10 protein-coding genes and 1 pseudogene are annotated in these 11,286 nt (G+C 68.4%); 7 read left to right on the top strand and 4 right to left on the bottom strand.

Annotated features, from left to right (window positions below; genetic code table 11):
* Together HG543_RS45615 and HG543_RS56905 are read right to left on the bottom strand one after the other, a co-directional pair.
* Window positions 1-423, bottom strand: a pseudogene (locus HG543_RS45615) (serine/threonine-protein kinase); the annotation flags it as partial.
* A gap of 66 nt (window positions 424-489) precedes the next feature.
* Entirely contained in the window at window positions 490-1,239 is a 750-nt protein-coding gene (locus HG543_RS56905) for a TIGR02266 family protein (protein WP_169351246.1), read from the bottom strand.
* A 104-nt stretch (window positions 1,240-1,343) separates the two neighbouring features.
* On the opposite strand from HG543_RS56905, the gene HG543_RS45605 reads away from it, so the two are divergent.
* The 7 genes from HG543_RS45605 to HG543_RS45575 all read left to right on the top strand — a co-directional run bounded on the left by HG543_RS45605 (window position 1,344) and on the right by HG543_RS45575 (window position 9,656).
* Window positions 1,344-1,832, top strand: coding sequence for an NADH-quinone oxidoreductase subunit NuoE family protein (locus HG543_RS45605; RefSeq protein WP_169351245.1), 489 nt, complete (start codon window positions 1,344-1,346; stop codon window positions 1,830-1,832).
* 34 nt (window positions 1,833-1,866) lie between these two features.
* Window positions 1,867-3,207, top strand: coding sequence for an NADH-quinone oxidoreductase subunit NuoF (gene nuoF / locus HG543_RS45600; RefSeq protein ID WP_169351244.1), 1,341 nt, complete (start codon window positions 1,867-1,869; stop codon window positions 3,205-3,207).
* Entirely contained in the window at window positions 3,204-3,710 is a 507-nt protein-coding gene (locus tag HG543_RS45595) for an NADH-quinone oxidoreductase subunit J family protein (protein ID WP_169351243.1), read from the top strand. Before nuoF ends, HG543_RS45595 begins: the two co-directional genes overlap by 4 nt.
* Window positions 3,711-3,782: 72 nt before the next feature.
* A complete protein-coding gene (gene nuoK / locus HG543_RS45590) occupies window positions 3,783-4,085 on the top strand; it encodes an NADH-quinone oxidoreductase subunit NuoK (protein ID WP_169351242.1) in 303 nt (100 codons plus the stop codon).
* Window positions 4,086-4,113: 28 nt separating this feature from the next.
* On the top strand, window positions 4,114-6,357 hold the full coding sequence (gene nuoL / locus HG543_RS45585; protein WP_169351241.1) for an NADH-quinone oxidoreductase subunit L: 2,244 nt from the start codon (window positions 4,114-4,116) through the stop codon (window positions 6,355-6,357).
* Window positions 6,354-8,078 carry a complex I subunit 4 family protein gene (locus HG543_RS45580; RefSeq protein ID WP_169351240.1) on the top strand — a complete coding sequence of 575 codons (1,725 nt, stop codon included), beginning with the start codon at window positions 6,354-6,356 and terminating at the stop codon, window positions 8,076-8,078. The genes nuoL and HG543_RS45580 overlap by 4 nt, the downstream gene beginning before the upstream one ends.
* 18 nt (window positions 8,079-8,096) lie before the next feature.
* Window positions 8,097-9,656: an NADH-quinone oxidoreductase subunit N gene (locus HG543_RS45575; RefSeq protein WP_169351239.1), complete on the top strand. Its 1,560-nt coding sequence runs from the start codon at window positions 8,097-8,099 to the stop codon at window positions 9,654-9,656.
* Between the two features lie 69 nt (window positions 9,657-9,725).
* On the opposite strand, the gene HG543_RS45570 is transcribed toward HG543_RS45575, so the two are convergent.
* Window positions 9,726-10,580, bottom strand: coding sequence for a GNAT family N-acetyltransferase (locus HG543_RS45570; protein ID WP_169351247.1), 855 nt, complete (start codon window positions 10,578-10,580; stop codon window positions 9,726-9,728).
* A 443-nt stretch (window positions 10,581-11,023) separates the two neighbouring features.
* Window positions 11,024-11,286, bottom strand: a 263-nt coding sequence (locus tag HG543_RS45565; RefSeq protein ID WP_281404537.1) for a helix-turn-helix domain-containing protein, incomplete at its 5' end; no start/stop codon positions are given.

The raw sequence follows: 11,286 nt of genomic DNA, 5'->3' as shown, positions 1-11,286 counted from the left end.
GGCCGGGGGCGCGGGGGGCACCACGACCTCCGCCTCGTCCAGCAGCAGCTCCGGCGGAGGCGGCGGCACCACCAGCGGCTCGTCGGCGGGAGGCGCCGCGGGGGGCTCCTCGTCGGCGGAGCCGAGCTGGTCCGCGAAGAACTCGCCGACCTCGGAGCTGAACCGCTCCTGCAGGTCCCCTCCCGCCACGCGCTCGCCCTGCTCGGTGAGCTTGAGCTGGGCCTCGCGGTCCATGGCGATGTAGTGGAACTTGCGAAGGAAGAAGAAGTAGTTGTCGAACTCGAGCGACACGGACGGCTCGAGCGCGGCCTTCACATCGGCCAGCTTGTTCGAGCGTCCAAGACGGCCGTTCTCCCTCAGGTTGCGGAGGATGAACAGCGCCTCGCCACTGACGGTGTCGCGGTTGATGGCGGGCTTCGGCATGGGTGGGAGAGTCTACGCCATCCCGGCGCCACGGCTCAACGTGCGACTTTGGGTGAAGCGCCGGGTCTACTTGATGCGCAACAGCTGCTTCACCGTCTCCAGCACTTCCACGAAGCGCACGGGCTTGCGCAGGTAGATGTCCACGCCGAGCTGCAGGGCGCGGTCCTGCGCCTCCTTGCCGCCGGCGGAGATGGCGATGATGGGGATGGTCCTCAGGGCCTCCTCCTCGCGGATGCGCTCCACGAGGGCGAAGCCGTCCATCACCGGCATGTAGAGGTCGGTCATCACCAGGTTGAAGCGGCCCTCGCGCAGCATGAGGAGCGCGTGGTGCCCGTCCGGCGCGAAGTGGACCTCCAGCGGCACCTTCCCGTGAAGCTCGCCGCTGGCCAGCTTCTTCAGGACGTAGCTGTACATCTCGATGATGTGCGGGTTGTCCTCGACGATGAGCACACGGTACCCCTCGTGCTCGGCGTGGGGCGCGTGGCTGTCTGGTCCTGCCGCACTCAAGATGTCACCCAGTTTCCGCCGGTCCTCTTCGCGCTCGACGCGGACGCCAACGCCCCCGGGATGATCGGGGGCCGCCGGCCTGACCCAGGCCACGGTTCCGGTGACTTCTACCGGATCCAGCAGCCCCGGGAAAGAAAGTGCGAGCCGGACGGGGTCACCCAGGGTGAATGCCTGCTCGGTCTGCACGAAGAGACCCGTATGGGACAGGTTCTCCGTCACGTCCCGGGCCTGACGCCCGTCCGTGTAGTCCACCCTCAGCACGGCCGGGACCCGGGTGTGCTGGCGCTTGTCCTCTGGTCCCGGGCTCATAACAAGGGGTTGAAATCGCTCGGCAATTTGCTGATGGCCGCCCAGTGTAGCGTCGAGGGTTTATGTTGACAACGAAGCCATTGGGGCAATACGTACGCCCCGCCATGGCGGAGCCTTTGTTCACCCCTGAAGAGCAGAAGAAGTTCGACGCGGGAATCGCGGAGATCATCTCCCACTACCCTCCGGATCGCAAAAGCGCGGGCATGCTCCCCGCTCTGCGGCTGCTCCAGGACATCAAGGGCTGGCTGCCGCCCGAGGGCCTGCGACTGGTGGCCAAGAATCTGGAAGTCACGCCGGAGCGCGCCATGGAGGTGGCGAGCTTCTACGTGATGTACCACCTCAAGAAGCCAGGCAAGTACGTCATCGACGTCTGCACGAACCTCTCGTGCTCGCTCTGGGGCGCCGAGAAGATGCTCGCCTACCTGGAGGAGAAGCTCGGCCTCAAGGCGGGTGAAGCCAACGAGAAGTTCACCTTGCGGGAGACCGAGTGCCTGGCCTCGTGCGGTACGGCGCCGTGCCTGCAAATCAATGAGGATCACCACGAGAGCCTCACCAAGGCGAAGCTCGACGCCATCCTGGCGAAGCTGAGCTGATCCTCCACCCCTTCCTTTTCAGGACGTCATCAACATGGCCTCTACGGCAAAGGCGATTGAACCGATCATCTCGGCGGCCTGGGGCAAGCCGCAGTCCTGGACCCTGGACAGCTACCGGCAGCGCGGCGGCTACGAGGCGCTGAAGCGCGCGCTCGAGATGCAGCCGGCCGCCATCATCGACGAGGTGAAGAAGTCCAACCTCCGCGGGCGCGGCGGCGCGGGCTTCCCCACGGGCCTCAAGTGGAGCTTCGTCCCCAAGGACAGCCCCAAGCCCAAGTACCTCGCCGTCAACGGCGACGAGTCCGAGCCGGGCACCTTCAAGGACCGCTACATCCTCGAGGACGACCCGCACATGATGCTGGAGGGCATCGCCATCGCGTCGTACGCGCTGGGCGTGCACACCTGCTACGTGTACCTGCGCGGCGAGTTCAAGTTCCCGGCGCAGCGCTGCCAGGCGGCCATCGACGAGGCGTACAAGGCCGGCATCTTCGGCAAGAAGCTCATGGGCAAGGACTATGAGCTGAACGTGTACCTGGTCCGCGGCGCGGGCGCGTACATCTGCGGCGAGGAGACGGCGCTGCTGGAGAGCCTCGAGGGCAAGAAGGGCTGGCCCCGGCTGAAGCCGCCGTTCCCCGCGGTGGTGGGCCTGTTCGGCTGCCCCACGGTGGTGAACAACGTGGAGACGCTCGCCAGCGTGCCGGCCGTGTTCCAGAAGGGCTCGGACGCCTACGCGAAGCTGGGCACCGACAAGTCGGGTGGCACCCGCCTCGTCTGCCTCTCCGGGACGGTGAACCGGCCGGGCGTGTACGAGGTGTCGATGTTCACGACCCTCTCGGAGCTCATCTTCGACGACAAGTACGGCCGGGGCATGCCCAAGGGCCGCAAGGTGAAGGCCGTGATTCCGGGCGGCTCCTCGGCGCCGGTGCTGGGCGCGGACGAGCTGGACGTGGCCATGGAGTTCGAGGCCCTCAAGGTGAAGCAGACCATGGCGGGCTCCGGCGGCGTCATCGTCATGGACGACGCCACCTGCATGGTGCGCAGCCTCTGGCGCGTGGCCCGCTTCTACGCGGAGGAGTCCTGCGGCCAGTGCACGCCGTGCCGCGAGGGCACGCCGTGGCAGACGCGCCTTCTGCGCAAGATTGAAGAGGGCCGCGGCGAGCCGGGCGACGTGGACATGCTGTCCAACGTGGCCTCGTCCATCGCGCCGTACCCGCCCATCGGCCTGGGCAACACCATCTGCGCGCTCGGCGACGCGGCGGCGCTGCCCACGCACTCGTTCCTCATGCGGTTCCGGGACGAGTTCGAGGCGCACATCCGTGAGAAGCGCTGCCCGTTCGGCGACAAGCCCTGGGGTTCGTTCGGAGACTGGTCTTGAACATCGAGCTCATCCTCTTCGGAGCGTTCGCGCTCCTGACGCTGCTGTCGGCCGGAATGGTCATCTTCGCGCGCAGCCCCATCAACTCGGCCATGGCGCTGGTGTCCACGTTCTTCTTCCTGGCCGGCATCTACGTGCTGCTGTGGGCACACACCGTGGCGGTGATGCAGGTGCTCGTCTACGCGGGCGCCATCATGGTGCTGTTCCTCTTCGTCATCATGCTGCTCAACCTGGGTGAGTCGCCCACGCGCGGGCGGCCCACGCTGGCGCGCCTGGTGGGTGGCGCGGCGACGGTGGGCCTGCTGGCGGTGCTGGTCATCACCCTGCTCAAGGTGCCCGGCGACGCGCCGGTCATGGCGCAGGAGGCGCAGGCGACCTTCGGCACCATGGCGCTGCTGGGGCAGACCATCTTCACCCAGTGGCTCCTGCCCTTCGAAGCGGTCAGCCTCCTGCTGCTGGTGGCGATGGTGGGCGCGGTCGTGGTGGCGAAGTCGCGAATCTGATCGCCCGTTGCGGACAACTTTCTGTGCTACATGGCGGCGGAAGTTGCCGCCCGCGAGTCCCCGAATCGGCCCATGGTTCCCATCACCTACTACCTCCTGCTAGCCGCCGCGCTGTTCTGCATGGGCATGTTCGGCGTGCTGGTGCGCCGCAACGCCCTGGTCGTCTTCATGTGCGTGGAGCTGATGCTCAACGCGGCCAACCTGACGTTCCTGGCCTTCGCGCGCATGCGCGGGGATGCCGTCGGCCACGTCTCCGCCTTCTTCGTCATCGCGGTGGCGGCGGCGGAGGCGGCCATCGGTCTGGCCATCGTCATCGCCGTCTTCCGCAGCCGTGGCAGCGTCCTGGTGGAAGACATCCGGACGATGAAGCACTGACGCCTGTTCCGCCAGGAGCCTTCTTCCCATGACTCTCGCCGATTTCTTCCAGGTGGCGCCTGTCCCTCCGGAACAGCTGGCGCCCTCTCTGTGGCTCATCATCGCGCTGCCCCTGTTGGGCGCGTTCGTCTGTGGCGTGTTCGGCCGGATGCTGGGCCGGGCCAACGTCCACCTCGTCGCCCTGTCCGCGGTGGCCGGCGCCTTCGTGCTGAGCGTGCTGGCCTTCTGGGCCACCAGCCACACCGGCCCGGGCTCCGTCGAGGGCTCGCGGCGCCTGCTCGCCTTCTACCGGAACCCCTTCGGCATCGAAGCCGACTTCGTGCGCTACGCGCTGACGTACGACTACGGCACCTGGTTCGCCGTGGGTGACTTCCGGGTGAACTTCGGGCTGGCGGTGGACCACCTGTCCGGAATCCTCCTGCTGGTCATCACCGGCGTGGGCTTCCTCATCCACCTGTACTCCACCAGCTACATGGAGCACGACGACGGGTACTGGCGCTTCTTCGCGTACCTCAACCTGTTCGTCGCGGCGATGCTGACGCTGGTGCTGGCCGACAACCTCGTCCTGCTCTTCGTGGGCTGGGAGGGCGTGGGCATGGCCAGCTACCTGCTCATCGGCTTCTGGTACACGGACCCGGCCAAGGCGTGGGCGGGGCGCAAGGCCTTCGTCACCAACCGCATCGGTGACTTCGCGTTCCTCATCGGCACCTTCCTGCTGGTGCTGCTGGTGTCGGCCTTCACGCGGCAGGCGAACACGGCGGACTACGCGCACGCCGGCTCCAGCGCCGAGCGCTACGTCTCGTCGCTGCAGGAGAAGGGCCCCGTCACCTTCAAGGGCCTGGAGAAGATGGCCGAGGCGCTGGTGGACCGCGGCACCGACCAGGTGGACCTGACGACGCCCATCGAGGCCGGCCCGCTGGCGGGCTACACCTTCGGTGGGGTGATGACCACCGCGCTGCTGCTGTTCCTGCTGGGCGCGGCGGGCAAGAGCGCGCAGCTGCCGCTGTACGTCTGGCTGCCGGACGCCATGGCCGGCCCGACGCCGGTGTCCGCCCTCATCCACGCGGCGACGATGGTCACCGCGGGCGTCTACCTCTTCAGCCGCATGTCCGCGCTGCTGGTGCTGAGCCCCACGGCCATGGCCACGGTGGCCATCATCGGCGCGCTCACCTCGCTCCTGGCGGCGCTCATCGCCTTCGCGCAGGACGACATCAAGAAGGTGCTCGCCTACTCCACGGTGTCCCAGCTGGGCATCATGTTCATGGGCGTGGGCATGGGCATCTTCTGGGCGGCGGTGCTGCACCTGGTCACCCACGCCTTCTTCAAGGCCTGCCTGTTCCTCGGCGCCGGCAGCGTCATGCACGGCAACGGGGACGAGACGGACATCAAGAAGCTGGGCGGCCTGCGCCACGAGATGAAGTGGACGTGGGGCACCTTCCTGGTGGCCACGCTGGCCATCACCGGTATCGTCCCGCTGTCCGGCTTCTTCTCCAAGGACGCCATCTTCCACGGCGTGCACCACAACCACCTGCACGGGTTGGAGTGGACGTCGAGCCTCGTCTACTACCTGGGCCTGCTCATCGCGGCGTGCACGGCCTTCTACATGACGCGCCTGTACCTGCTCACCTTCGAGGGTCCCCGCTCGAAGGAGGCGCGGGTGGAGCACGCGCACGAGAGCGCCTGGCAGATGACGCTGCCGCTGGTGGTGCTGGCGGTGCTCAGCGTGGTGGCGGCCGTCTACGCCTTCCCGCTGATGCGCAGCGCGGCGGACGGCCGGCCGCAGCCCATCTTCGAGAACTTCCTCAGCCCGGTGTTCGGGGCCATGAACCGCATCACCGAGGGCGCGAAGACGGTGGAGCTGGACCACAGCGTCCCCTCCTTCGTGGACTACCTCAAGGCGTGGCTGGTGGCGCTGACGGGCGGCGTGTCCGCGGCCTTCCTGTACCTGCGCTTCTTCCCGGCGCGGGTGGGCCAGCCGGCGCCGGCCTTCGCGCGGGCGGCGCGCCGCGCGGCGCAGAACAAGTTCTACGTGGATGAGCTGTACGAGCTCATCGTCATCCGTCCCGTGAAGTTCATGAGCTTCATCCTCTTCCGCGTGGTGGACGCGCTCCTCATCGACACCGTGGCGGTGCGCGGCACGGCGTGGGTGACGGCGCGCGTGGGCAGCGCGCTCCGGTACGTACAGTCGGGCGACGCCCAGGCCTACGCCGCAGTCATGGCCCTCGCCCTGCTGGGCGGCGTGGCCTACGCCCTCATCCAGGTGCTGCAATGAGCTTCTTCGACAACCACCTGCTCAACCTCGTCGTCTTCCTGCCGCTCCTCTTCGCGGCGCTGGTGCTGGTACTGCCCGCGAGCGAGGCGGGACAGATTCGCACCGTCACCCTCATCGGCATGTTGGTGGACGCCGTCTTCGGCGTCTGGGCCTACATGCGCTACGTGCCGGGCGGGCCGGAGTTCCAGCTCGAGTACCGGGTGCCGTGGTTCGAGATGTTCGGCACCAGCTACCACATCGGCGTGGACGGCCTGGCGGTGAGCCTGCTCCTGCTCACCGTGTTCCTGGGCCCCCTCGTGGTGATGGCGTCCACTACGTACATCAGCCACCGCATCAAGGAGTTCCACCTGGCGCTGCTGGTGCTCCAGACGACGATGCTGGGCGCGCTGGTGTCGCTGGACGTGCTGCTCTTCTACATCTTCTTCGAGGCCATGCTCATCCCCATGTACCTCATGGTGGGTGTGTGGGGCGCCGAGGACCGCCAGATGGCGGCGGTGAAGTTCTTCCTCTACACGCTGGCCGGCTCGCTGCTGATGCTGGTGGCCATCATCGCCGTGTACTTCATCAGCGCGCCGGCGGGCAGCCGCTCCTTCGACTACGCGGCCATCTACAACGGCCTGCTGGACGCCAACCGCCAGCTGTCGGCGTGCGCGGCGGGGCCGGAGGGTGCGTGTGACTCGCTGACGGGGCTCGCCCGGACGCTGTACACCTGGGGCCCGTGGCTGTTCGGCGCCTTCGCGCTGGCGTTCGCCATCAAGGTGCCGATGTGGCCGGTGCACACGTGGCTGCCGGACGCGCACGTGCAGGCGCCGGTGGCCGGCTCCATGATTCTGGCCGGCGTCATGCTGAAGATGGGCACCTTCGGCTTCTGGCGCTTCGCGATTCCCTTCTTCCCGGTGGCCACGCAGGGCGCGCGGCCGTTCCTGGCGGTGCTGTCCGTCATCGGCATCGTCTACGGCGCGCTGATGTGCCTGGCGCAGCGGGACATCAAGAAGCTCATCGCGTACTCGTCCGTCAGCCACCTGGGCTACTGCATGCTGGGCATCCTGGCCGTGACGGCCGAGGGCGCCACGGGCAGCGCGTACCAGATGCTCAACCACGGCGTGTCCACGGGCGCGCTGTTCCTCCTGTTCGGCTTCCTCTACGAGCGGCGCCACACGCGGCTCATGGCGGACTTCGGCGGCATCGCGAAGGTGATGCCGATGTTCACCACGGCCTTCCTCATCATCACCTTCTCGTCGGTGGCGGTGCCGGGCACCAACGGCTTCATCGGCGAGTTCCTGGTGCTGCTGGGCACCTTCAAGAGCGACCTGGGCGCGGCCGCTGGCAACGTGCACCTGACGGCGGTGTTCGGCGCCTTCGCGACGCTGGGCGTCATCCTCGGCGCGGCGTACATGCTGTGGATGGTGCAGAAGGTGTTCTTCGGCGGGCTGACCCACCGGGAGAACCAGCACCTGCCGGACCTGAGCCTGCGCGAGGGCGTCACCGTGCTGCCCTTCCTCATCCTCGTGCTGGTGATGGGCCTGATGCCGCAGCCGTTCCTGGACCGCATCAACCCGTCCACGGAGCGCTTCCTCGCCCGCGCTCGCGTGGGCACTCCTGGCGCCACGGTGGACCCGAGCCAGGTCCGCGTGGAGGTGATGTCGCTGCCCTCCAAGCAGACCGCCGCCGCGCCTTCCGCGCCCGTCCCCCTGGCCGCCGTCCCCTCGACGCGGCAGTAGGCCGCCAGAGCTTCCACCATGACCCTGCCCTCTCTCTCCCTGGCAGACTTCTTCCCGCTGCTGCCCGCCATCCTCATGGTGGTGGGCGCCTGCATCCTGCTCCTGTCGGAGGTGTTCCTCTCCGCCACGTCGTCGCGCGCGTACCAGGCGGTGCTCACCGTGGTGACGTCGGTGGCGGCCGGCGCGGTGGCGGTGGCGATGATGTTCGAGCCGCCGCGCGAGGTGATGCTCGGCTTCGGCGTGCTGGACCCGTTCTCCAGCTTCCTCACCTTCGTGGTGAGCGTGTGCGTGGGGCTGGCGGCGCTCAGCTCGGTGGGCTTCCTGCGCAATCGCGGCGCGGAGCGCGGTGAGTTCTACGCGCTGATGCTCTTCGCGTCCGCGGGCATGAGCCTCCTGGCGATGTCCAACGAGCTCATCACCCTCTTCGTCAACATCGAGGTGCTCTCCATCGCCACCTACGCGCTGACGGCGTACCTGCGCCGCGGCACGCGGCCGAGCGAGGCGGGCTTCAAGTACTTCATCCTCGGCGCCTTCTCGTCCGCGGTGCTGCTGTACGGCGCGGCGCTGCTGTACGGCGCCACCGGCACCACCAACCTCTCCGCCATGGTGGGTCCGCTGGGTGGGGCCATGCAGGCGCAGCCGGCGCTGGTGTACACGGGCGTCGTCCTGGTGGGCGCGGGCTTCGCGTTCAAGATTGCGGCGGTGCCCTTCCACATGTGGACGCCGGACGTGTACGAGGGCGCGCCCTCTCCCGTCTCCGCGCTGATGAGCGCGGGCGTGAAGGCGGCGGCCTTCGCCGCCATGGTGCGCGTGTTCTTCACGCTGGGCCAGGGCATCGACCCGCGGCTGCCGCTGGCGCTGTTCTCCGCGCTGGCCTTCCTCACCATGGTGGGTGGCAACCTGCTGGCGATTCCCCAGCGCAACGTGAAGCGCATGCTGGCGTACTCGTCCATTGCCCACGCCGGCTACCTGCTGCTGGGCGTGGCCGCCCTCTTCGTCACGGCGCCGGGCGAGCAGTTCCGCCTGTTGGGCCCGTCCGAGCTGACGGGTGGCAGCCCGCTGGACCTCGCCCGCGCGGGCGCGCTGCGCGGCATCCTCTACTACCTGCTGGCCTACACCTTCAGCGCGGTGGGCGCCTTCGCCATGGTGTCCGCGCTGGAGCGCCGCGAGGACGAGGAGAAGGGAACCGCGTGGGATTTGGAGCGCTTCAGCGGGCTGGCGCAGCGCCGGCCGGGCTGGGCGTTCGCGATGGCGGCCTTCATGCTGTCGCTGGGCGGCATCCCCCCGACCATCGGCTTCATGAGCAAGCTGCTCATCTTCCAGAGCGCGGTGGACGCGGGCCTCATCGGCCTCACCATCGTCGCCGTGCTCTCCAGCGCCGCGGGCGTCTATTACTACCTGCGCGTGGTGGTCTACATGTTCATGCGGCCGGTGCCCGAGGGCGCCCAGGTGCTCGAGCGCAACTGGGGCACCGAGCTGGCGCTGGTGGTGTCCACCGCCGCCGTGGTGGTGCTGGGCATCATCCCCGGCCCCATCACCGCGTGGCTGGAGCAGGCCGGCACGCTGTTCGGCCGGTAGTCCCAACGCGTCGCTGATGTCCACGCCCGCCTCGGCCTCGTGCCCGGGCGGGCGTTGTCGTTTCCGGCCCTAACCGCGCGCTTCCGGCAGCGGGCCGCGCAGCTCCAGCATCTCGTGGAGCACCTTCGCGCCCGCGCCGCGCAGCAGCCCTTCCAGCGCGGCGTCATCCGTCACCACCACCTGGAGCGACTCCACGTCGCCACCCAACCGGGCGAAGGCGTCCTCCAGCAGGGCGCGCGCATGCGCCGGCGACACCGCGAACAAGGGGTAGAGCGTCCGGCTCGAGGCGCGCAGGTCCATCATCCCCAGCGGCGCGGCAGGGCCCGGTGCCGGCTCCCGGGGCACCAGCCGCAGCAGCTTGTGCGAGGGCAGCGAGGCCAGGTGCGCGAGCCGGCCGGGAAGCATCCCGAAGGCCGCCGTCAGCGGCTCCCAGTCCGAAGGCCCCGCCGGTACGACGTCCAGCCCTGCTGGCGCCGGAGGCAGCGCCTCCACCTGGGCCCTCGTCACCTGGAGGGTGGACGCCTGCCGCGCGGGCCGCATCCCCACCGAGGTGTAGAGGCCCAGCGCCGCCGTGTTGTCCCGCTTCACGTTGAGCGCCCAGCGACTGCACCCCCTCGCCCGGAAGTGCTCCGCCACCCGCTCCATCATCCACCGCCCCAGCCCCTGGCGCCGGACGGACGGGTCCACCACCAGCTGCCCCACGTAGCCCACCTCGCCGAGCAGCTCCATGGCGGCGTAGGCCACCACCCCACCCTGCCCTTCCGCGAAGACGGTGAGGGGCATCAGCTCCGCCGCCCACACGGGCGGCGGTGGCGGCGCATCCACCCCCAGCTCCATGAACAGGCGCGCGAAGTGCGAATGGTCCTCCGGCCGCCCGGGCCGTAACACCCACAACGGCGCCTGCTGCCCCACCTCGACTGTCATCAAGTCACCCCTTCCAGGATTCTGGAAGGAATACCGACGTTGAGGGAAAATCGGGCTGGACGCTCGGACGTGGAAAAGAAGGCGGCCCGACACCCCAGAAGGGTGCCGGGCCGCGGGTCTTCTCAAGGTGACTCACCGGAAGTGCTGAAGGGGTGGGGGGGAACCGCCTTCAGCCTCGCTTCGATGTGTCCCGCGTATTCCTTTAGCAGCCCGCGTGCCAGCGCCCGTTTTGGGCCCAAATGCAGTAGTTTCAAGCACTTGGCTCAACCCCCGACTTTGGCGGGCCCGGCGGATTTCATTTCAGCCCTGAAATCAGGTTGCAGAAGTGAAAATCTCCAAGGAATTCAGTCACTTGGCTTTTTCACCGATGAACCCGCCGATTTCGGATCTGAATTCAGGGACGCGGGAAGTTTGCACGGGTAGGTCCTACCCGCACCTACGCGCTACTCGCGAGCCGTCTCGCTGGGCGGGCGGAGGTTGAGGCGCTTCATCTTCCGCCAGAGGGTGGTGGAGGAGACGCCCAGCTCATCCGCGACGCGGGCCAGGTCCACGCCATGGCGCTCGAGGGCCTGGGTGATGGCATGGCGCTCGGCCTCCTCCACCACCTGGGCCAGGGTGGGCCCGGTGGCGGGGACGACGCGGCTGGGGCCGCCGCCCTGCCCCTCCACCACGGCGACGCTGGGGGTGCCATGGGCGGGGGTGAGGC

Source organism: Pyxidicoccus fallax, assembly GCF_012933655.1.
GTDB classification, from domain to species: domain Bacteria; phylum Myxococcota; class Myxococcia; order Myxococcales; family Myxococcaceae; genus Myxococcus; species Myxococcus fallax.
The sequence above is the reverse complement of the archived record's forward strand: the minus strand, read 5'-3'. Positions and strand labels throughout refer to the sequence as shown.